This window comes from Pseudomonas frigoris, from assembly GCF_047758635.1.
In the GTDB taxonomy this organism is placed as follows: Bacteria; Pseudomonadota; Gammaproteobacteria; order Pseudomonadales; family Pseudomonadaceae; genus Aquipseudomonas; species Aquipseudomonas frigoris.
This window is the reverse complement of sequence record NZ_CP180479.1, coordinates 70,465-92,100: the sequence shown is the minus strand read 5'-3', so window position 1 is coordinate 92,100 and position 21,636 is coordinate 70,465. Positions and strand designations below refer to the sequence as shown.

General features: G+C 58.9%; 24 protein-coding genes. 21 read left to right on the top strand and 3 right to left on the bottom strand.

The genetic code is table 11. The features are described from left to right. Positions 1–46: 46 nt before the first annotated feature. Complete coding sequence (gene phoB / locus ACMXYH_RS00445) at positions 47–736, bottom strand: phosphate regulon transcriptional regulator PhoB (protein WP_129439913.1); 690 nt, start codon at positions 734–736, stop codon at positions 47–49. 153 nt (positions 737–889) lie between these two features. Between phoB and ACMXYH_RS00440 the strand changes: the two genes are divergently transcribed. Further along, positions 890–1,273, top strand: coding sequence for a COG4315 family predicted lipoprotein (locus ACMXYH_RS00440; RefSeq protein WP_129439915.1), 384 nt, complete (start codon positions 890–892; stop codon positions 1,271–1,273). Between the two features lie 95 nt (positions 1,274–1,368). Here ACMXYH_RS00440 and ubiA read toward each other — a convergent pair whose 3' ends face one another. Further along, a complete protein-coding gene (gene ubiA / locus ACMXYH_RS00435) occupies positions 1,369–2,259 on the bottom strand; it encodes a 4-hydroxybenzoate octaprenyltransferase (RefSeq protein ID WP_415765969.1) in 891 nt (296 codons plus the stop codon). After that, positions 2,259–2,822: a chorismate--pyruvate lyase family protein gene (locus ACMXYH_RS00430; RefSeq protein WP_415765968.1), complete on the bottom strand. Its 564-nt coding sequence runs from the start codon at positions 2,820–2,822 to the stop codon at positions 2,259–2,261. Before ACMXYH_RS00430 ends, ubiA begins: the two co-directional genes overlap by 1 nt. Before the next feature lie 200 nt (positions 2,823–3,022). On the opposite strand from ACMXYH_RS00430, the gene ACMXYH_RS00425 reads away from it, so the two are divergent. The 20 genes from ACMXYH_RS00425 (at position 3,023) to tssJ (ending at position 21,636) form a co-directional block, all read left to right on the top strand. Next, on the top strand, positions 3,023–3,193 hold the full coding sequence (locus tag ACMXYH_RS00425) for a rubredoxin (protein ID WP_033059298.1): 171 nt from the start codon (positions 3,023–3,025) through the stop codon (positions 3,191–3,193). 18 nt (positions 3,194–3,211) lie between these two features. Continuing rightward, on the top strand, positions 3,212–4,360 hold the full coding sequence (locus tag ACMXYH_RS00420) for an NAD(P)/FAD-dependent oxidoreductase (RefSeq protein WP_415765967.1): 1,149 nt from the start codon (positions 3,212–3,214) through the stop codon (positions 4,358–4,360). 192 nt (positions 4,361–4,552) lie between these two features. Further along, a complete protein-coding gene (locus ACMXYH_RS00415; protein ID WP_003213368.1) occupies positions 4,553–4,828 on the top strand; it encodes an HU family DNA-binding protein in 276 nt (91 codons plus the stop codon). Between the two features lie 649 nt (positions 4,829–5,477). Continuing rightward, complete coding sequence (gene tssA / locus ACMXYH_RS00410; protein WP_415765966.1) at positions 5,478–7,034, top strand: type VI secretion system protein TssA; 1,557 nt, start codon at positions 5,478–5,480, stop codon at positions 7,032–7,034. Positions 7,035–7,066: 32 nt separating this feature from the next. After that, entirely contained in the window at positions 7,067–7,570 is a 504-nt protein-coding gene (gene tssB / locus ACMXYH_RS00405) for a type VI secretion system contractile sheath small subunit (RefSeq protein WP_008150078.1), read from the top strand. Between the two features lie 28 nt (positions 7,571–7,598). Beyond that, positions 7,599–9,074, top strand: coding sequence for a type VI secretion system contractile sheath large subunit (gene tssC / locus ACMXYH_RS00400; protein WP_415765965.1), 1,476 nt, complete (start codon positions 7,599–7,601; stop codon positions 9,072–9,074). A gap of 14 nt (positions 9,075–9,088) precedes the next feature. Next, positions 9,089–9,496 carry a type VI secretion system baseplate subunit TssE gene (tssE, locus tag ACMXYH_RS00395; protein WP_008150080.1) on the top strand — a complete coding sequence of 136 codons (408 nt, stop codon included), beginning with the start codon at positions 9,089–9,091 and terminating at the stop codon, positions 9,494–9,496. 10 nt (positions 9,497–9,506) lie between these two features. Then, entirely contained in the window at positions 9,507–10,031 is a 525-nt protein-coding gene (locus tag ACMXYH_RS00390; protein WP_415765964.1) for a PAAR domain-containing protein, read from the top strand. 61 nt (positions 10,032–10,092) lie between these two features. Continuing rightward, positions 10,093–10,992, top strand: coding sequence for a DUF6402 family protein (locus ACMXYH_RS00385; RefSeq protein WP_415765963.1), 900 nt, complete (start codon positions 10,093–10,095; stop codon positions 10,990–10,992). After that, positions 10,989–11,402 (top strand): hypothetical protein, encoded by a 414-nt coding sequence (locus ACMXYH_RS00380; protein ID WP_129439937.1) that lies wholly within the window; start codon positions 10,989–10,991, stop codon positions 11,400–11,402. The genes ACMXYH_RS00385 and ACMXYH_RS00380 overlap by 4 nt, the downstream gene beginning before the upstream one ends. Positions 11,403–11,440: 38 nt before the next feature. Continuing rightward, positions 11,441–11,818 carry a hypothetical protein gene (locus ACMXYH_RS00375; protein ID WP_415765962.1) on the top strand — a complete coding sequence of 126 codons (378 nt, stop codon included), beginning with the start codon at positions 11,441–11,443 and terminating at the stop codon, positions 11,816–11,818. A gap of 2 nt (positions 11,819–11,820) precedes the next feature. After that, positions 11,821–12,228, top strand: a complete 408-nt coding sequence (locus ACMXYH_RS00370) for a hypothetical protein (RefSeq protein WP_129439940.1) — start codon at positions 11,821–11,823, stop codon at positions 12,226–12,228. Between the two features lie 97 nt (positions 12,229–12,325). Continuing rightward, positions 12,326–12,697, top strand: coding sequence for a hypothetical protein (locus ACMXYH_RS00365; protein WP_415765961.1), 372 nt, complete (start codon positions 12,326–12,328; stop codon positions 12,695–12,697). Between the two features lie 24 nt (positions 12,698–12,721). Further along, on the top strand, positions 12,722–14,509 hold the full coding sequence (tssF, locus tag ACMXYH_RS00360) for a type VI secretion system baseplate subunit TssF (protein WP_415765960.1): 1,788 nt from the start codon (positions 12,722–12,724) through the stop codon (positions 14,507–14,509). Beyond that, entirely contained in the window at positions 14,473–15,480 is a 1,008-nt protein-coding gene (tssG, locus tag ACMXYH_RS00355; protein WP_033059313.1) for a type VI secretion system baseplate subunit TssG, read from the top strand. Before tssF ends, tssG begins: the two co-directional genes overlap by 37 nt. A 13-nt stretch (positions 15,481–15,493) precedes the next feature. Then, positions 15,494–18,148: a type VI secretion system ATPase TssH gene (gene tssH / locus ACMXYH_RS00350; protein WP_415765959.1), complete on the top strand. Its 2,655-nt coding sequence runs from the start codon at positions 15,494–15,496 to the stop codon at positions 18,146–18,148. Positions 18,149–18,158: 10 nt separating this feature from the next. Then, a complete protein-coding gene (locus ACMXYH_RS00345; protein ID WP_415765958.1) occupies positions 18,159–19,682 on the top strand; it encodes a sigma-54 interaction domain-containing protein in 1,524 nt (507 codons plus the stop codon). Positions 19,683–19,775: 93 nt separating this feature from the next. Then, positions 19,776–19,916 carry a hypothetical protein gene (locus ACMXYH_RS00340; RefSeq protein ID WP_007894589.1) on the top strand — a complete coding sequence of 47 codons (141 nt, stop codon included), beginning with the start codon at positions 19,776–19,778 and terminating at the stop codon, positions 19,914–19,916. Between the two features lie 17 nt (positions 19,917–19,933). Next, positions 19,934–21,130 carry a type VI secretion system-associated FHA domain protein TagH gene (gene tagH / locus ACMXYH_RS00335; protein WP_008150088.1) on the top strand — a complete coding sequence of 399 codons (1,197 nt, stop codon included), beginning with the start codon at positions 19,934–19,936 and terminating at the stop codon, positions 21,128–21,130. A gap of 5 nt (positions 21,131–21,135) precedes the next feature. Then, positions 21,136–21,636: a type VI secretion system lipoprotein TssJ gene (gene tssJ / locus ACMXYH_RS00330; protein WP_008150089.1), complete on the top strand. Its 501-nt coding sequence runs from the start codon at positions 21,136–21,138 to the stop codon at positions 21,634–21,636.

The window sequence follows — 21,636 nt, the reverse complement described above, 5'->3', positions numbered from 1 at the left end:
ATTGAACGCGCGTCCTTGTCAGCTTGTCGGGCGGGAAAGGTCCGGATCAGGCCTTGGTGGAAAACCGGTAGCCGGTGCCGCGTACGGTTTGTACCAGATTTTCGTACGCATCACCGAGGGCTTTGCGCAGGCGACGGATGTGCACGTCGACGGTGCGCTCTTCAACATAGACGTTGCCGCCCCAGACCTGATCCAGCAACTGGCCGCGGGTGTAGGCACGTTCCTGGTGGGTCATGAAGAATTGCAGCAGGCGGTATTCGGTCGGGCCCATCTCGGCGGGTTTGCCGTCGATGGTCACCCGGTGGCTGATCGGGTCCAGCAGCAGGCCGCCGACTTCGATCGGCGTCTCGCCATCGGTAGGGCCGGCACGGCGCAGCACGGCCTTCAGGCGCGCCACCAGCTCGCGTGGGGAAAAAGGCTTGGTGATGTAGTCATCGGCGCCGACTTCCAGGCCCTGGATCTTGTTGTCCTCTTCGCCCTTGGCGGTGAGCATGATGATCGGGATGTCCCCGGTCAGCTCATCGCGCTTGAGGCGTCGGGCCAGCTCGATGCCGGACGTGCCGGGCAGCATCCAGTCGAGCAGGATCAGGTCCGGCTTGCGGTCGACGATGATGGCGTGGGCCTGTTGCGAGTTCTCAGCCTCTATGCAGTCATAGCCGGCCATTTCCAACGCAACGGCGATCATTTCGCGAATGGGCGCTTCGTCGTCGACGATCAGAATGCTCCTGCCAACCATGCCTTTAATCCTCTTGTCATTTAACTGTCTTGCGCCGCATTAGATAACGGAATTATTGCAGTCGTGTGACAGTATTTTAGTCGCCCTGCGATTGTTGTGATCCTGAACTAAGCTCTAATTTCGAATCCTGACAACCACAAAAGGAAGGTTTCCATGAAGCAATACTCGCAATCCTTCAAAGCTTTGATGCTGACTGCGGTCATGGCGTTGCCATCGATGGCCTTCGCGGCTGAGCCAGCAATGATGAAAGACGGGATGATGGTCGATCATAAGGGTATGACGGTGTACACGTTCGACAAGGATGCTGGCGGCAAGTCAATGTGTAACGGTGAGTGTGCCAAGAACTGGCCGCCAATGATGGCTCCGGCGGGTGCCAAGGCCGAAGGCGAATGGAGCGTCATTAAGCGTGATGACGGCAAGATGCAATACGCTTACGACGGCAAGCCGCTGTACACGTTCATGAAGGACGAAAAACCTGGAGAAATGAAAGGTGACGGCATGAAAGACGTGTGGCACGTGATGCGCGAGCATAAGTAAGTGATTCGCTGAAGCCGTAAAAAGATCGCAGCCTGCGGCGGCTCCTTGTACACATTAGGAGCTGTTGCGGGCTGCGATCTTTGCGCTTCATAACTTCAGCGCAGCGCGTAATCCAACACAATCCCGACAAAAATCGCCAACCCGGCCCAGTGGTTGTGCAGAAACGCCTGGAAGCAGCGCATCCGGTCCTTGCCACGGGTGTACCAGAACTCCCACGCAAAACAGCCCGCCGCCGCCAGCAGCCCGAGGTGGAACCAGCCACCGAGCTCGAATTTTGATCCGGCCAGCAGCAAGCAACCCAACGCCAACCCTTGCAGGGTCAGAATGATCAGCCGGTCCGCATCGCCAAACAGAATCGCTGTAGATTTCACACCGATCTTCAAGTCGTCGTCGCGGTCGGTCATGGCGTAATAGGTGTCGTAGCCCACCGTCCACAGAAGGTTCGCGATCCACAGCAACCACGCCGCCGCCGGCAGTTCACCGGTTTCGGCGGTGAACGCCATCGGCATCCCCCAAGAGAACGCCGCGCCCAGCACCACTTGCGGGTAATAGGTGTAGCGCTTCATGAACGGGTAAGTGAAGGCCAGCGCCAAACCACCGAACGACAGCCAGACCGTTGCCGCGTTGGTGCAGAGCACCAGCAGAAAACTCACGCCCATCAGCAGCGCGAAGAACACCAGCGCTTCTTTGGAACTGATCTTGCCGCTCACCAGTGGCCGTTGTTCGGTGCGTTTCACGTGGCCATCGACCTTGCGGTCCGCCCAGTCGTTAATTACGCAGCCGCCGGCGCGGGTCAGTACCACGCCGAGGACGAAAATCACGACGTTGGCCAATGACGGTGAACCTTTGCCGGCAATCCACAGCGCCCACAGCGTCGGCCACAGCAGCAGATAAATGCCGATCGGTTTGTCCATACGGGTCAGCTGAATGAAATCCCAGGCCCGTGGATTCAAGCGATTCAGGGACTTGAGCAGGCTCTGGTACATCAGCAATTCTCCGGATGGGCGCGGGTAGCGTTCCACAGGGTCGGCAAGAAAATTTCGGCCACCAGCACGCTCAAGGCGCCGCGGTCGAAACGCGAACGGCGGCCCCACAGCTCAGGTGCCCGGGACTCCATCGGCAGCCACTCCTGAGGATAGTGACAAACCTCAATGACGCGCCGTTGAAATGCCTGATCGCAAAACAGCAATTCGCCCAGGGAGCGGCTGCCCAATTCGTCCATGTGCAGACCGTCGCCCTGCAACGCACTACGCGCCGCCACGCTGCGGGCAAACACCCAGGCCTCGCCGTGGCCGCGCAGATACACCTCGCGAACCCAACCCTCGCTGCCTTCGGCCAGATCCAGCGCGGCACATTCGTCGACGCGCAAGGGCTGCCAACCTTCGAAGAGAGGCGTGACGCTGAAGCCGTCATTCGACAAACGGATCAGCCGTCGGGTCAAAGAGCCTTCGTCGAACAACCAGTCGAGGGTAGACGTGTCGGGGAGGGGCGTCAGTTGGCTGCGAGGGAGCCAAAGCGGGGGCACGGCGGGGGATTTTGAGTGCGGCACAGTGAGTCATTATTGGCAGCAAATGAGGTGGCGAGCTTACCATGTCAGTCTGCGATTTTGATTGATCCGACCGGCCATTGCGTCGAACAGGCTTGCATCTGCCGGGCCCTATCAGTACAAAACGCGCTGAGCCGGACGGCAGCGCTCCAACCATCGACCGTTCGCGCCGGCAAAAGCCTGAATCTTGAGGATGTACGTGAATGAAAAAGTGGCAATGTGTGGTCTGCGGCCTGATCTATAACGAAGCCGACGGCTGGCCGGATGACGGCATTGCGCCGGGCACCCGCTGGGAAGACGTACCGGCAGACTGGCTGTGCCCGGACTGCGGTGTGGGCAAGTTGGATTTTGAAATGATCGAAATCGCCGCTTAAATAACTGAGGAGTAAGGAATGAACGCACCTGTCGTGATCGTCGGCACCGGGCTGGCTGGCTACAACCTGGCCCGGGAGTTTCGCAAACTCGATGGCGAAACCCCGCTGCTGCTGATTACTGCAGATGACGGACGCTCCTACTCCAAGCCGATGCTCTCCACCGGCTTCGGCAAAAACAAAGACGCCGACGGCCTGAGCATGGCCGAGCCAGGCACCATGGCCGAGCAATTGAAGGCCGAAGTGCGTACGCACACGCGCATCAGCGGCATCGACCCTGGTCACAAGCGCTTGTGGATCGGTGAGGAAGCGGTGTTTTACCGTGACCTGATCCTCGCCTGGGGCGCAGAAACCGTGCGAGTGCCGATCGAAGGCGACGCAGATGACGCAGTCTTCCCGATCAACGACCTGGAAGACTACGCGCGCTTTCGCGCAGCGGCGGACGGCAAACGTCGGGTGTTGTTGCTCGGCGCCGGTCTGATTGGCTGCGAGTTCGCCAACGACCTGATCCTTGGCGGCTACGAGGTGCAACTGGTTGCACCGTGCGAGCAGGTGATGCCGACCCTGTTGCACCCGGCGGCGGCCGCTGCGGTCCAGGCCGGGCTGGAAAGCCTGGGCGCACGCTTCCACCTTGGGCCGGTGCTCAATCGCTTGCAGCGCGTTACTGACGGTCTGGAAGCGCATCTGTCCGATGGTCAGGTGATCCCTTGCGATGTGGTGGTGTCGGCCATTGGTCTGCGTCCGCGCATCGACCTGGCGGCGGCGGCCGGTGTGCAGGTCAATCGCGGTGTGGTGGTCGATCGCCACCTGAAAACCTCCCACGCCAATATCTATGCCTTGGGCGACTGCGCCGAAGTCGATGGGCTGAATCTGTTGTACGTCATGCCCCTCATGAGCTGTGCGAGAGCGCTGGCCCAGACCCTCGCCGGAAACCCGACGGCGGTAAGTTATGGCCCGATGCCCATCACCGTAAAAACGCCAGTCTGCCCATTGGTGGTTTCACCGCCGCCACGGGGTTTGGAGGGCGTCTGGACGGTCGAAGGGCAGGGCGCGGACATCAAGGTATTGTGCCGCGATGCCAGCGGCAAACTGTTGGGTTATGCCCTGACAGGCGCGGCGGTGATGGAAAAACTGGCCCTGAACAAAGAGCTTCCGGCATTGCTGGCGTAAATACCGGTCGTTCTGTCGGAATCACCCCTCTTTTGCCCTTACAAAGGTCGCGCCGAGACTGGCGCGGCTCTTCGCTGCGTGCCATCCTCACTCCCGTCTGCCGCAGAGTAGAGCATCTGCGGCGCTTTGGGCGCTGTTCCAACGAGAACAGCACGGACATAACAACAAAAAACCGTCAAAGGGGCTTCACTAATGCGTAAACCAGAACTCGCCGCTGCAATTGCTGAAAAAGCAGACCTCACCAAAGAACAGGCCAACCGCGTTCTCAACGCCGTTCTCGAAGAAATCACCGGCGCTCTGCACCGCAAGGACAGCGTGACGCTGGTGGGCTTCGGTACCTTCCTGCAACGCCACCGCGGTGCCCGCACCGGCAAAAACCCGCAAACCGGTGAGCCCGTCAAAATCAAGGCCAGCAACACTGTTGCGTTCAAGCCAGGCAAATCGTTGAAAGATAGCGTTAATCCGTAATTGCGGCGAACTCCCTGAATAACGGGGAGAACCGTATTGAAAAATGGGCATGCCGATTGAATCGGGTGCCCATTTTTTGTGGGCGTTGCTTTGTTCTATATACACAGTATTTTTGGACTGATTAATACACTCTGGATACAAAGTGATTGGTTTGAGTTGCCGGAGGCTTGTCGTTCAATATCAGTGATATATAAAGTGCCATCATTGCGATGGCACTTTTTTAGTTCCCTGTTGTCATCGTTGTCTTGTTCAAAGATGACCGGAAGATTTCGGAATACTCCTACATTTATCATTTCTTATTTTTGCCATGATTCATGCCTGGCTCAAGGGGCGAATCGGCACTCATTCCTCGAAGGATTGACGCACGGCTCTAGCTCAATGGTTTCGTGGCGGTTGGCCGATGGCATGAACATTAAACTGACATCAGGGTATCCCTTGCTACTTATAGGGAGATCTCCTACGAGCAATAGAGACACTTCGTCTTGTTGTTTAATCAGATGCTTGCTAGTGGCCATCATCGTGAGTACGATGCGCGCACTTGAAAGAGCACGAACTCAATTGGATGAGACTCATCGCAGCTCTTTGATTCTGTCTCGCGTCGTTGGAATTCCAATAGACGTATGACTGTAATCCTAATTAAAGGCCATGGATGTCCTACTCAAGCAAACTTTCCGCTCATTACCTCGAACTCGCAAAAGCCTCTGTTTCCAAAGAGAATTTCGCGGGCGAGGACGTTCGCTTTTCGAGCGAATATGAGGCATTGGAAAGCGAGCTGGGCAAAGCCCAATCCATGCACGAAAGCGGTCAGATCGACTGGCTGAAAATCCGCGAAAACAGTGAAAACCTGCTGCGCACCCAGTCCAAGGACTTGCGGGTTGGCGCCTGGCTGACCTGGGCCCTGTACCAGCGCGAATCCTTCCAAGGGCTGCTGGCCGGCCTCGGACTTCTGCACCACCTGTGCGAGAACCACTGGGCCGAGGTTCATCCCAATAAGGCCCGTACCCGCTCCGCTGCCATCAGTTGGCTGGTACCGCGTCTTGAGCAGGTGCTGACCGAAAACGTCGCGATCAAAGAGCAGTTGCCGATGTTCCGGCGGCTGGTCGAACACCTTGAAGGTCTCGATGCTGCTTGCACCGAGCATTTGGGGGATGACGCTCCGCTGCTGCTGCCGATTTCCCGCCGCCTGAAGAACATGGTCCAGCGTGCCGCCGACAATCAGCCGGAACCTGGCGTCGTCGGCGCGGCGGTGGCTCAGGTCAAACAAGCCGCCACGCAACTGTTCACCCCCGGCGCACCGATCGATAACGAAAAAGAAGCCCACAAGGCGCTGCGTGCCCAGCAGGAAAGCGCGCGGCCGTTGTGTGCCTGGTGGCTCAAGCAGAAAGCCACCGACCTGCGCGCCTTGCGCCTTAATCGCACACTGTTGTGGTTGCCCATCGACGCGGTGCCCGAGCGCAACGCCGAGCAGATCACCGTTCTGCGCGGTTTGCCAGCCGACAAGCTCAAGGCCTACCAGGACCGTTACGACCAGGCCAAATACGCTGATCTGCTGGTGGAACTGGAGGCGAGCCTGGCGAAGGCGCCGTTCTGGTTCGATGGCCAGCGAATGGTTTGGGAGTGCCTCCAGGGACTCAACGCCGAGATGGCTATGCGCGAAGTGGAAATCCACTTCGCGCTTTTGATTCAGCGCCTGCCTGGCATCATCGAATTGCGTTTCCATGACGGCGCCCCGTTTGCCGATCCGGCCACCCGTGCTTGGGTCAGCGCCCACGTCATGCCTCACCTGCAAAGCGCCAGTGCGCCGCGTAAGGTCGAAGTCGCCGACAGTCAGCCGGCCTGGGAACTGGCCCTGGAAGAAGTCTTGCCGATCCTGCGCAAGGACGGCCTCAAGGCCGCGGTGCAGATCCTCAAGCAAGGCCTGCAAAGCGCCCAGGGCGGGCGCGCCCGGTTCTTCTGGCAGTTCGCCCTCGCGCGGCTGTGCTTCATGGCCAAGAAATACGAACTGGCCAGGACCCAACTCGAAACCCTAGACCAAACATTACAGGACTCAGGCCTGAACGCCTGGGAGCCCGATCTTGCGCTGGAAGTGCTGCATTTACTGCATAGCTGCTGCGAGTTGTTACCGCAGAACCATGCCGTACGTGAACGCAAGGAAGAGATTTATCGCAGGCTGTGCCACCTCGATCTCGAAGTGGTACTCGAATAGGCCCCAGGGCCACAACCGCAAGGAGAATAGCCATGGCCAAAGAAGGCTCGGTAGCCCCCAAGGAACGCATCAACGTCACTTTCAAACCTGCCACCGGTGGTGCTCAGGAAGAGATTGAACTGCCGTTGAAACTACTGGCAATCGGTGACTACACCCACCGCAAGGACGAACGTAAAGTCGAAGATCGCAAGCCGATCAGCATCGACAAGATGACCTTCGACGAAGTGCTGGCCAAGCAAGAGCTGACCCTGACGTTGAACGTGCCGAACCGCCTTCAGGAAGAGGGCAGCACTGAAGAGCTGGGCGTGCAACTGCGCGTCAACTCGATGAAGGACTTCAACCCGGCCAGCCTGGTCGAGCAAGTGCCTGAGCTGAAAAAACTGATGGAACTGCGCGACGCGCTGGTGGCCCTCAAAGGTCCGCTGGGTAACGCGCCTGCGTTCCGCAAAGCCATCGAAGGCGTTCTCGCCGACGACGAATCCCGCGGTCGCGTACTGGGTGAGCTGGGCTTGAACGCCGCAGCCCAGGACGCCTGAGTCTCCATCAGCCAAGGAAGCCAACACCATGAGCACTAGCGCAGCACAGCAAAAGAGCAAAGAGAACGGCGAATACAGCATTCTCGACAGCATCATCGCCGAAACCCGCCTGACGCCGGACGACGAAGCCTACGACATCGCCAAGCGCGGTGTGTCGGCTTTCATCGAAGAGCTGCTCAAGCCGCAGAACAACGGTGAGCCAGTCAAGAAGGCCATGGTTGACCGCATGATCGCCGAGATCGATGCCAAGCTCAGCCGCCAGATGGACGAAATCCTGCACCACCCGTCTTTCCAGTCCCTGGAATCGTCGTGGCGTGGTCTGCAGTTGCTGGTCGACCGCACCAACTTCCGCGAAAACATCAAGATCGAAATCCTCAACGTCTCCAAAGAAGACCTGCTGGACGATTTCGAAGATTCGCCGGAAGTGATGCAGGCTGGCCTGTACAAGCACATCTACACCGCTGAATACGGTCAGTTCGGTGGTCAGCCGGTTGGCGCGATCATCGCCAACTACTTCATGTCCCCAAGCTCGCCAGACGTGAAACTGATGCAGTACGTGTCCAGCGTTGCCTGCATGTCGCACGCACCGTTCATTGCTGCCGCCGGCCCGAAATTCTTCGGCCTGGAAAGCTTCACCGGTCTGCCGGATCTGAAGGATCTGAAAGATCACTTCGAAGGCCCGCAATTCGCCAAATGGCAGAGCTTCCGCCAGTCGGAAGACTCCCGTTACGTTGGCCTGACCGTTCCACGTTTCCTGCTGCGTAACCCGTACGACCCGGAAGAAAACCCGGTCAAATCGTTCGTGTACAAAGAAACCGTCGCTAACAGCCACGAGCACTACCTGTGGGGCAACACGGCCTACGCGTTCGGCACCAAGCTGACCGACAGCTTCGCCAAATTCCGCTGGTGCCCGAACATCATCGGCCCGCAGAGCGGCGGCGCGGTTGAAGACCTGCCGTTGCACCACTTCGAAAGCATGGGCGAAATCGAAACCAAGATTCCTACCGAGGTTCTGGTTAGCGACCGTCGTGAATACGAACTGGCCGAGGAAGGCTTCATCTCCCTGACCATGCGCAAAGGCTCCGACAACGCGGCGTTCTTCTCCGCAAGCTCGGTGCAGAAGCCGAAGTTCTTCGGCATCAGCGCAGAAGGCAAGGCAGCAGAGCTGAACTACAAGCTCGGCACCCAACTGCCGTACATGATGATCGTCAACCGCCTGGCTCACTACTTGAAAGTGCTGCAGCGCGAGCAACTCGGTTCGTGGAAAGAACGTACCGACCTCGAACTGGAACTCAACAAGTGGATCCGCCAGTACGTGGCCGACCAGGAAAACCCAAGCGCCGAAGTGCGTGGCCGTCGTCCACTGCGCGCTGCCCAGATCATCGTCAGCGATGTTGAAGGCGAGCCTGGCTGGTACCGCGTCAGCCTGAACGTGCGCCCGCACTTCAAGTACATGGGTGCCGATTTCACCCTGTCGCTGGTTGGCAAGCTGGACAAAGAGTAAACGGAGCCTACCTCATGACTGGATACGGCAGCCTTTTCGAACGCCTGGGTGGCGACGCGGACAAACGCGTCGGCTGGAGCCGCGAGGTCTCCGCCATGGCGTCCGTGGCTGCCCATCTGGCCAAGATGCTCAGCACCCGTGCGGGCAGCGTGCAAACGCTGTCCGATTACGGGCTACCCGATCTCAATGACATGCGTCTGAGCCTGCACGACTCCCTGAGTCAGGCCCGTCTGGCCATCGAAAATTTCATCGAAGCCTACGAGCCACGCCTGAGCAATGTGCGTGTCATTTCCCTGCCGCGTGATCACGATCAGCTTCGCCTGTCCTTCAGCATCGAAGGCTTGCTGGAAGTTGATGGTTTCAAGCGTCAGGTCAGTTTCGCCGCGCGCCTGGATGGCAGCGGTCAAGTCAAGGTCAACTAAGGAGACTCCGATGTCCGGCAAACCCGCAGCCCGCGTCACCGACCCCACCGCTTGCCCGCTCCCCGGCCACGGCACCAACCCGATTGTCGCCGGTTCCGGCGACGTCTTCTTCGACGGCCTCGCGGCCGCCCGCCAAGGCGATGCCTCGGCGTGTGGTGGTGCGATGTCGGGCGGGTTGGCGTCGACGGTTTTGATCAACGGCAAACCGGCCGCAACGGTTGATTCCGTTGGGACGCATGGCAACAAGGTTACGGCTGGGTCCGGGACGGTAATTATCGGAAATTCGCATTCGGCGGTGCCGTTTGTGGCGCCGTTGCCGGTGGAGATTCAGTGGCCGTTCAACGAGCATTTTGTAATCAATTGTCAAGAAACCGGTAAGCCGCTCGCCGGGGTGGAATACACGCTTAAAACCGCATCGGGGAAAATCATCAACGGTGTGACGGGGGCGGACGGCAAAACGCAAAAGGTTTTTTCGGCTACTGCCGAGGCGGTTGAGTTGGTCATTGAACCCCAAACCAGAGTTGTACTCGCTTAGTTACTTGCTTTTGAGAGCCAACAACAGTCGGGCACTGGATATCTATCAGAGGGATATGAAAATGGCAGCAACAACAGTGGCAACGACCATGACTCCGGCAAGTAATAAAGTCGGACAGTCTGCGACTGCGCGCCAGTTCAAGATCACTGATATTCCGAACACAATGAAAAAAATAAACTGGCCTGTTGCTGCTGCTCTAATGAACCATTGGCTCATTGGTAAGCCATGGCCAATTGAAGGCGGGGAAATGAGTTGGGTCACCGGGTTCGAGCGCGCAAAGGCAGCGATCACGCATCTAAGGGCTACCTGGAACAGTCCGCGCGGGATCGATCTGATAAAAAGTAGAATACGTCGAGCATTCTCCGGCAAAGCGCCAGGACAATATCCAGTGGCGTTTAACGGTGTGGCCAGCGCTGCTGAAAGATTTGGTTACTCAAATAATAAAGTAGTCGAATTTGAGCAGGCGGGCTCTGATGAAGTCAACGAACTTCGAGCGGCGCTTGCAAACTTCAATATGCGCGTCATCGCTGAAGGTATGGTCGTTGTGACGGATAAGAACATTGTTTTTATACCTTCCCGGCTAGGCTTTTATATCGAAGACGCCTACGATTTCAATGATGGAACTGTTTTTTATAGTCAGGTTCTGGGTTACTGGAATTTTGATAAGTTAGTCACGGATCCCGTTGAAGGCGCGAAAGCAAACGCGAAATTGGCTGCCGAAATGACCACTGTTATGGCTGAGTCGAAATATCAGGAAACTAGAGGGCAGCAAAGCGCGCAGCAGAAAGGCGAAGCTGTACGTCGATACCGCGAGCTGGAAGGTAAACATTATATGCTCGTACAAAATAGCGACTTTCGAGACTATCGCGACCTCAGTAAAAAGGGTGGCGATTTTCGGGTGTATTCGGACATTCAGTATGAAGGCGTGACCGCAACCCCCATTGAGATATTTACTAGATGAAAACGTTACATAAGTATTTCATAAGCTTGGCCGCCTTGTTGGTCAGCTTGATCATCGCCGTTGCAATCATTTTGGCTGGCATCGTAGGTCGCGCATCGGACGTTTCGAAGAAGAGCCCGTCTGGGCAATATCTTATCGAATCTGTTCCAGCTAGCTCGCTTTTGACTCCTCGGGACTCCGTGTACCTGCGCTTCACTGATTTGAATAATCCTGATCAGGTATACCGAACGCCTCTTTTCTCAGAGTTGGAGCTGGATATGAGCGCTGATGAAGATGAGAAAACCGTGGGTGTTGTTTTCATAACACTTGATAAGTCTAGCAAAAAGTTCAAGTTGGAACTTTCCAGTCCTAGAACGAGCTTGTTGAATATCTTCATCAGCAATACCCCATACAAGGTATTGGAAAACTAATGCTTGGTCTAAGGAAGAGCGATGCTCTGTGCATGTGTATGGATAGAAAACGCCTGTCCCTAACTTTGCTCATCGCATTCCTGAGCTCCATTGGGCTGCTGGCGATTTTGGTTTTGTTTGCAGTGCTGTTGCGTATGGAGCGGTCTGTCGCCCCGACTTTGACTGCTCACCCCAATGCACTTTGGGTGGGTGGCGAGGATGGTGGGGTGTTTGTCGAAATAGCGAAGTCCGAGGCGCCGAATTATTACGTGCAGGTTCGTCATGAGAATGGCGAGATTTGGTCGGAGGGTTGGATTCGCTACGGCACGAAAACGGGTTTTCCTCTGAGTGCCGCCGGTATTACAGGGTTCGACGGCGAACAACTTTATTTACACACCAGCACGACGATTGCGCCTGAAAAGGTAAGGGGCCAGTAATCATGAGCATGATGAGTTTTCAAGCGAAAAATGGGACTGTCCCTAATATTTCTCTGGTTTGTTTGCTTGTCGTCCTGCTGCCGGTTTTAGTCCTTTTTGGATTAAAGCTGCAAAGCTCATGGGTTGCACAGCCAGTAAAAAAATATTGGAGCCCTTCGGCGCAGTGCTATATCGCCAGATATGTTCCGAGCTATCAGGTAGTTGGTGTGGCAGGCCGTATTCTGGAATTGTTTAGCAGTCAGTATTTTTATCGCGTGTATACCAAGGATGGAGAACTGCTCAAGACTTCCAAGTGGTATTTGTGGATGAGAGAGGGCAACGCCGGAGTTGCTCCTGAGTTTCAAGGAGAAATGGTGTTGTACCCCGGTGCAGACGGCTGGGAAAGCTGGATGGTTCCCGAATGTCGTTGAAGTTCGTAAATCAAGAAAACCCTTCTAGGTGGGATCGCCGTTGATCAGCCTAAGTCGTTTCAGATTCTTGAAGATTGCCCTGTGGACACCCGCTGTCGTGTTCGTGGTTCTGTTGTACCTCGATTGGGCAGAGGGATATTCGAGGGTTTCAGGCTGGGAGCAGTTTTTGGCGATTTACGTCCTGACATTTGGCATCCCGGCCTACATCGCCTTTGCCCTGTGGGCAACGCGAGCACTGAACGGAAAAACTGAACAGCAAATTTTGAAAAGTGTGTGGCGCGCACCGCTGACGTTCATCCCTTTTTACGCCGCCCCGTGGGTGATTTATGGGTTGGCCCATGTGCTTTTGGGGCGCCTCGCCGCGTTCCCGATGATGTTTGGCTGGCTGGCTTTTTTACCGTACCTGCTCATCGCAGGCTACGTGGTTGCCGGTCTGACGGTCGCGCTCTACAGGACGTTTTTTTCATGAGATCCAACACCAGGCAGGTAACCCGTGTCGTTTAACCACTACTACCAAAGCGAACTCACCGCACTTCGCCAGTTAGGTCGTCGATTCGCCGAGCGTAGCCCGGCGTTGGCGCCTTTCCTGGGTCAGGCCGGGCGGGATCCGGACGTGGAGCGGTTGCTGGAAGGCTTCGCGTTCCTGACCGGTCGCCTGCGCCAGAAGCTTGACGACGAGTTGCCGGAGCTGAGTCACTCGTTGATGCACCTGCTGTGGCCCAACTACATGCGCCCGCTGCCGGCGTTCAGTATTTTGCAGTTCGACCCGTTGAAGCGTTCGGGTCCTGCGTTGATGGTCGAGCGCGATACGCCGGTGGAAAGCGTACCGATCGATGACGTGCGTTGCCGTTTCCGCACCTGCTACCCGACGGAAGTCTTGCCGCTGGATCTGGCCGCGCTGAATTACTCGGTGAAGGGCGACGGTTCGCTGTTGAGCCTGCGTCTGGAGATGAGTGCCGACGGCCATCTCGGTGAACTGGAGCTGAGTCGTCTGCGCCTGCACTTCGCCGGTGAGCGCTACATCAGCCAGATGCTCTATCTGAGCCTGTTGCGCAATCTGGAAGGCATTGAGCTGATCCCGCTGGACGGTGCCGGCAAGCCCATCAATGGTGTGAACGGCACGCCGATGGCCTTCAAAATGCCCGGCGACCGCGTGCAACCGGTGGGTTTTGCCGAAGAAGAGGCGTTGATCCCGTATCCGCTGAACACCTTCCGTGGCTACCGCTACCTGCAGGAATATTTCGCCTTCCAGGACAAATTCCTGTTCGTCGACATCAACGGTCTGGACCTGCTCAAGGCATTGCCGGAAGACACGTTGAAGCTAATGCGCGGCCTGGAATTGCGCTTCGATATTCGCAAGAGCGGCATCCAGCGCCTGCGCCCGACGCTGGACAACGTGAAGCTCTACTGCACGCCCATCGTCAACCTGTTCAAGCACGATGCACTGCCGATCCGCCTCGACGGCAAGCAGGACGAATACCTGCTGCTGCCAGCCGAATACGACCTGGAAAACTGCGGTGTGTTTTCGGTGGAAACCGTCACCGGCTGGAAGCCCGGCGGCCTCGGTTATCAGGAGTACGTGCCGTTCGAATCCTTCGAGCACGACCCGAGTTTCGACGTGCCCAACAGCCGTCCGCACTACAGCATTCGCCAGCGTTCGTCCTCGTTGCACGACGGCCTCGACACTTACCTGAGCTTCGGCATTCGCCACACCGAAGCCCACGAAACCCTGTCGATCGAGCTTATGTGCACCAACCAGAACCTGCCGCGCAAGCTCAAGCTCGGCGACATCTGCATGGCCTGCGAAGAGACACCGGAGTTCCTGAGTTTCCGCAATATCACCCCGGCCACGCCCAGTTATGCGCCGCCGCTGAACCGTGACTTCCTCTGGAAGCTGATCAGCAACATGTCGCTTAACTATCTGTCGCTGGCCGACGTCAACGCGTTGAAGGTGATTCTCGAAACCTACGACCTGCCGCGCTACTACGACCAACACGCTGAAAAAGTCAGCAAGCGTCTGCTGGGCGGGCTCAAGTCGATCAAACACCAACACGTCGACCGCTTGCACCGAGGGTTGCCGGTTCGCGGGTTGCGCACCGAGCTGACCATCGACCCGCAAGGGTATATCGGCGAGGGCGACCTGTTCGTTTTCGCTTCGGTTCTTAACGAGTTTTTCGCGCTCTACGCCAGTCTCAACTCGTACCACGAGCTGCGGGTAAAAAGCACACAGGGAGAGGTGTACCAATGGACACCACGTATGGGTCTGCAACCCCTGCTTTAAGCGGGCTGACCCGGGTAATACGCGAGTACTCGCTGTTTCAGGCCGTGCTGTTGGTAGTTGACCGGCTGCGCGAGGCGCACCCGTACCTGAGCGAAGACGATCTGTACGACCAGCTGGAATTCCAGGCCAATCCGAGCCTGGGTTTCCCCGGCAGTGACGTCGATCGCGTGGAGTTTTTCGAAGAGCACGGGCAGATGCGCGCGCGTCTGCGTTTCAACCTGATCGGCCTGGTCGGTTCCGGTTCGCCACTGCCGGCGTTCTACGGCGAACAGGCCCTGGGCGATAGCGAAGACGGCAACCCGACCCGCAACTTTCTCGACCTGTTCCACCATCGTCTGCAAAGGCTGATGCTGCCGATCTGGAAAAAGTACCGCTACCGCGCAAGCTTCCAGAGCGGCGCCCTCGACCCGTTTTCGTCGCAGCTGTTTGCGTTGATCGGCCTCGGCGGCGAAGAGATCCGCAGGGCCCAGGAACTGAACTGGAAACGCCTGCTGCCGTATCTCGGCTTGCTCAGCTTGCGGGCGCACTCGGCGGCGCTGATCGAAGCGGTGCTGCGTTACTACTTCAAACACGCCGAACTGACCATCGAGCAGTGCATCGAGCGTCGCGTCGAAATCCTCGACGAGCAGCGCAATCGCTTGGGCCGAGCCAACAGCCTGCTGGGCGAAGACCTGGTGCTGGGCGAGCACGTTCGCGACCGCAGCGGCAAATTCCGCATTCACATCCGCGAGCTCGACTGGCAACGCTTCCACGAATTCCTGCCGATCGGTTTCGGCTACCAGCCGCTCTGCGCGCTGGTGCGGTTCACCCTGCGTGACCCGCTCGATTACGACATTCGCCTGGTGCTGCGCCAGGAAGAAATCCGCGAACTGCGCATCGGTGAGCAGAACGCCTGTCGCCTGGGATGGACCAGTTGGCTCGGCCGCGAAAAAGCGGACGGCGTGGTGACCCTGGGCAGCAAAATTCATTAAGGACGTGAGACCAATGATCAACGTAGACCTGCAACAACTTATCCAGGCGCTGGACGCCGAAACCCGTCGTGACCTGGAAAGTTCGGCCGAACGCTGCGTCGCCCGTGGCGGCAGCAAGATCCTCGTCGAAGACTTGCTGCTGGGCTTGCTGGAGCGCCCGCAAGGGTTGCTCGCACGCGCGCTGCAAGACGCCGAAGTGGATGCTGGTGAGCTGAGCGCCGCGTTGCAATCGCGGGTCGAGCACAGCGCTTCGCGCAACCCGGTGTTTGCCCCGGAACTGGTGCAGTGGCTGCAAGACGCGTTGCTGGTGGCCAACCTTGAACTGGGCCAAAGCCAGGTCGAACAAGCCGCGTTGATCCTCGCGCTGTTGCGCAACCCGATGCGCTACGCCGGCAGCCGCTACCAGTCATTGCTGGCCAAGCTGAACATCGAGCGCCTGAAAGAGTTCGCCCTGTCGCAGAAAGAGCAACCGGCGACGGGCAAACCCGCTGTGCCCGGTGAATCGTTGCTGCAGCGCTTCACCCACAACCTGACCCAACAAGCCCGCGACGGCAAACTCGACCCGGTGTTGTGCCGCGATGGCGCGATCCGTCAGATGGTCGACATCCTCGCCCGTCGCCGCAAGAACAACCCGATTGTGGTCGGCGAAGCCGGTGTCGGTAAGACCGCCATTGTCGAAGGCCTGGCCTCGCGCATCGCGGCAGGTGAAGTGCCGCAAGTCTTGAAAGGCGTCGAGCTGCTGTCGCTGGACATGGGCCTGTTGCAGGCGGGCGCAAGCGTCAAAGGTGAATTCGAACGTCGCCTCAAAGGCGTGATCGACGAAGTCAAAGCCTCGCCGAAACCGATCATCATCTTCATCGACGAAGCTCACACACTGATCGGCGCGGGCGGCAACGCCGGCGGTTCCGACGCGGCCAATCTGCTCAAGCCAGCCCTGGCCCGTGGCGAGTTGCGCACCATCGCCGCTACCACGTGGGCGGAGTACAAGAAGTACTTCGAAAAAGACCCGGCCCTGGCCCGTCGTTTCCAACCGGTGCAACTGCACGAACCGACCGTCAGCGAAGCGGTGACCATCCTGCGTGGCCTGGCTCAGGTCTACGAGAAGAGCCACGGCATCTACCTGCGCGACGACGCGGTGGTTGCGGCAGCCGAGTTGTCTGCGCGTTACCTCGCTGGCCGTCAGCTGCCGGACAAAGCCGTCGACGTGCTCGACACCGCGTGCGCCCGCGTGCGCATCAGCCTCGCCGCCGCGCCGGAAAGCCTTGAACGCCTGCGTGGTGAACTGGCGGAAGGTGGCCGTCAGCGTCAGGCCCTGCGCCGTGATGCCGAGGCCGGTCTGCTGATCGATCACGAAGCGCTGGACGCTTTGGAAGATCGCCTGGCCGAAGCCGAAGATGAAAGGGTCGCCCTCGAAACCCTTTGGACCGAGCAGAAAGAACTGGCAGAGCGCCTGCTGGACCTGCGTCAGCAATTGGCCAAGGCTCGTGAGGTCGCTGCTGTCGAGCCAACCGTAACGGTTGAAGAGGACGCCGAAGGCACCGTTATCGAAACCCTTGAAGTGGCAGTGAACGAAACCCAAACCGTCGAAGCGCTGGAAGCCGCGCTCAACGAAACGCACAAAACCCTGACTGAACTGCAAGTCAAAGAACGTCTGGTGAGTTTCGAAGTCTGCCCGCGTCTGGTCGCCGAAGTGATCAGCGCCTGGACCGGCGTGCCGTTGGCGCAACTGGCCCGTGAGCACAACGCCAAGGTCGCGAGCTTCGCCACTGACTTGCGCACCCGCATCCGTGGTCAGGAACAAGCCGTTCACGCGCTGGACCGCTCGATGCGCGCCACCGCTGCCGGCCTGAACAAACCCGATGCACCGGTCGGCGTGTTCCTGCTGGTCGGCCCGAGCGGCGTCGGCAAAACCGAAACTGCACTGGCCCTGGCGGACTTGCTGTACGGCGGTGATCGTTTCATCACCACCATCAACATGTCCGAGTTCCAGGAGAAACACACCGTCTCGCGCCTGATCGGCGCGCCGCCGGGCTACGTCGGTTATGGCGAGGGTGGCATGCTCACCGAAGCCGTGCGCCAGAAACCGTACTCGGTGGTGCTGCTCGATGAAGTCGAGAAAGCCGACCCGGACGTGCTCAACCTGTTCTACCAAATCTTCGACAAAGGCGTGGCCAACGACGGCGAAGGGCGCGAGATCGACTTCCGCAACACGCTGATCCTGATGACCTCGAACCTGGGCAGCGACCGCATCGCCGAGCTCTGTGAAAACGGCGCGCGGCCGTCGGCCGAAGTTCTTGAAGAAACCATCCGCCCGGTGCTGAGCAAACACTTCAAACCGGCGCTGCTGGCGCGCATGCGTGTGGTGCCTTACTACCCGGTGGGTGGCCCGGTGCTGCGCGAGCTGATCGAAATCAAACTCGGCCGTTTGGGCGAACGCCTGAACCGTCGTCAGCTGGATTTCACGTACTCCCAGGACCTCGTCGATCACCTGGCCGAACGCTGCACCCAAAGCGACAGCGGCGCACGCCTGATCGACCATTTGCTCGACCTGCACGTGCTGCCGCTGGTGGCCGACCGCTTGCTCGATGCGATGGCTACGGGCGAAAGCCTCAAGCGTGTCCACGCGACGCTCGACGGCAACGCCAGCGTGACGTGCGAGTTCGCCTGAGGTGGGTGTGATGTTCACTCAAGTGCCGCAACCGTTGGTCTATGCCGAAGCCTTGTTGGCGCAGTTCGCCAGCTTGTCGCGCGCGGCGGACGGTGCTGCGCTGCTGGGTGACTTCGTGCGCGGCTTGGCCGAGCTCAGCGGTTGCGAGTTGACGCAGCTGTACCTGCTGGACGCGACTCACACGTGCCTGGGGATGAACGCCGAATGCCTGAACGGCATCCTGCAACCCCGGGAATCGGCGAGCCTGCCGGCGGATTACAACGGTGAACAACTGCTGCAATTCGCCCTGTGCCAGAACCGCGTGGTGTGTCTTAGCGAGCTGAGCGGCAGCCTGCACGAAACCAGTTTCCTGCCGCCTCAGGCCACGCCTTGGCAGTCACTGTTATGCGTGCCACTGGTCAATCAGCAGAAGGCCGTCGAAGGCTTGATATTGTGCGCCAGTCGCCGGCACATCGACCTGCAAGGCTTTGCCGATTCCCTCGGTCAACTCGGTTCGTTCGTGCTTGGCCAACTGCATTTGCTGCAACGTTTGCGTCAGCCGACCGGTGATACACGGCTGCCGGCGAAAGTCAGCGTCCCGAGCGCCAGCGGTTACGGTTTGATCGGCAAGAGCTCGGCCATGCGCCAGACCTATTCGCTGATCAGCAAAGTCCTGCACAGCCCGTATACCGTGCTGCTGCGCGGCGAAACCGGCACCGGCAAGGAAGTGGTCGCGCGCGCCATTCACGACTGCGGGCCGCGCCGTTCCCAGGCGTTCATCGTGCAGAACTGCGCGGCGTTCCCCGAGAACCTGCTGGAAAGTGAACTGTTCGGCTACCGCAAAGGTGCCTTCACCGGTGCAGATCGCGACCGTGCCGGGCTGTTCGACGCGGCCAACGGCGGCACCTTGCTGCTCGATGAAATCGGCGACATGCCGTTGTCCCTGCAAGCCAAGTTGTTGCGGGTTCTGCAGGAAGGCGAGATCCGTCCGCTGGGTTCCAACGACACCCACAAGATCGACGTGCGCATCATCGCCGCGACGCACCGGGATTTGTCGGTGCTGGTCAGTGAAGGCAAATTCCGCGAGGACTTGTACTACCGCCTCGCGCAATTTCCGATCGAGTTGCCGGCCCTGCGTCAGCGCGAAGGCGACATCCTCGACCTGGCCCGGCACTTCGCCGACAAGGCGTGCTCGTTCTTGCAGCGCGATGCGGTGTGCTGGTCCGATGCGGCGCTGGATCACCTGTCCGGTTACGCCTTCCCCGGCAACGTGCGTGAACTCAAAGGCCTGGTCGAACGCGCGGTGCTGCTGTGCGAGGGAGGCGAGTTACTGGCCGAGCATTTCTCTCTGCGCATGGAGGCCATGCCGGAAGACAGCAGCGGTCTGAACCTGCGCGAACGCCTGGAGCAAGTCGAACGCAGTCTGTTGCTCGATTGCCTGCGCAAAAACGACGGCAACCAGACCCTCGCCGCCCGCGAGCTCGGGCTGCCACGCCGCACGCTGCTGTACCGCCTCGGGCGCCTGAATATCAACCTCGGTGACTTCGATGGATAGGCAAACGACCGTCGACTTCACCTCATCCGCTTCTAACAGCGCCGCCCAAACGGGTCGGCGCTTTGTACTTTGTCTACCCCTGGAGACCCTCTGATGCCTGTTCGTCACTGGCAAGCCGTCCTGCTGACCCTCGTCGTTCTATGCGGCCTCGGCGGCTGTAGCGGCAATTACAAATACAACGACAACACCTATCGCCCATTGGGTGATCCGCAGGCGGTCAATCGCGGCAAGTGACCGCAAGGAGTATCACCATGGAACTGGTTTTCGAAATGCTCAACACCAAGCAGTTCGTGCCCACGGATTTGTGCCAGAAGACCTTCAAACAGGCCGGTGGCGTGATCGGTCGGGGCGAGGATTGCGACTGGATCATCCCGGACCGCAAGCGTCACCTGTCCAACCACCACGCGTTGATCAGCTACCGCGAAGGTACGTTTTTCCTGACCGATACCAGCAGCAACGGTATCCAGGACAGCGAAAGCGGCGCGCGCCTGCGCAAGGGCGAAGCGATGCGCATCGAGCACGGCAGTGTCTACGTGCTGGGTGACTTCGAGATCCGTGCGCGGCTGGTGCGCGACCCGGCAACCTTCGACGTCGAAGTCGGCCGTCCGCAAGCGGCAGGCAGCATCATTCCTGATGACGCGTTTCTCGATCTCGACCCGCTCAATGCCCTCGATCAGCAAGAACGCGTGTATTCGGAAATCGACGAACTGATCTCGCCGAGCACGACCCTCTCAGACACCCGTCAGCGCGCCGACTATGCGCGCATCGACATGGAAAGCCTGATGGTGCCGGAGCTGATCAACGCCCCGGCAGAGCCAGCACCCGCGCCACCGCCCAAAGCGGTCGAGCGTCAGAGTGAAGGTTTCTGGGAGCACTTCGGTGCGGCGCTGGGCGTGGACCTCAAAGGCCTCGACCACGACGCCCGCGAAGCGCTGGCGCTGAACGCTGCACGCCTGCTCAAGCAAAGCGTCGGCGGTTTGCAGCAGAGCCTGCGCACTCGCAGCGAACTGAAAAACGAACTGCGTCTGGCCCAGACCACCGTGCAAGGGACCCAAAAGAACCCGCTCAAATTTGCCGTCGATGCCGGCGAAGCGTTGGGCATTTTGTTGCAGCCGAACAAGCCGGGCCAATTGCCGGCCGAGCAGGCGATCTCCCGTGCGTTCCGCGATTTGCAGGCGCATCAGGTGGCCTTGCTGACCGCCAGTCGCGCTGCCGTTCGCGGCACGCTGGAGCACTTTTCGCCACAGCAATTGACCCTGCGTTTCGAGCGCGACAACAAGCCGTTGCTCGCCACGTCCGGCAGTCGCTGGAGAGCTTACGGTCGTTATCACCAGGCCCTGCGTCAGGACGATGACTGGAGCGAGCGCCTGCTGGCCCGCGACTTCGCTCAGGCCTACGAAGAACAGATCCGCCTGATTTCCACCCTTCACACCGACCACCAAGGATGATGCGCATGTCTCGCTGCTCGACCGCTTTTTTCAAGACGCTGACGGCGTTCGCGGCCCTGGTGCTGCTGGCCGGCTGCTCGTCGCTGTCGCCGTATTCCCATGTCACCAAGCTCAACCTGAAACTGACCGCCAGCGATCAGTTGAACCCGGACCTCAACGGGCGTCCATCGCCGATCGTTGTGCGTCTGTTCGAGCTCAAGCATCCGGTGACGTTCGAGAACGCTGACTTCTTCAGCCTGTACGAGCGCGCCAAGGAATCCCTGGCCCCGGACCTGGTGGCCAGCGAAGAAATTGAACTGCGCCCCGGTGAAACCGTGGAGATGAAACTCAGCGTGGAGGAGGGCAGTCGCTACGTCGGCATCCTCGCCGCCTACCGCGATCTGCCGGAAACCAAATGGCGCTACACGGTGCAAGTCACCCCGGTGGAAGTCACCGACGCTGATCTGACCCTCGACCAGGCTGGTATTCGCAACAGCAACGAAACGCTCGCCAAGGCGGATGACTGA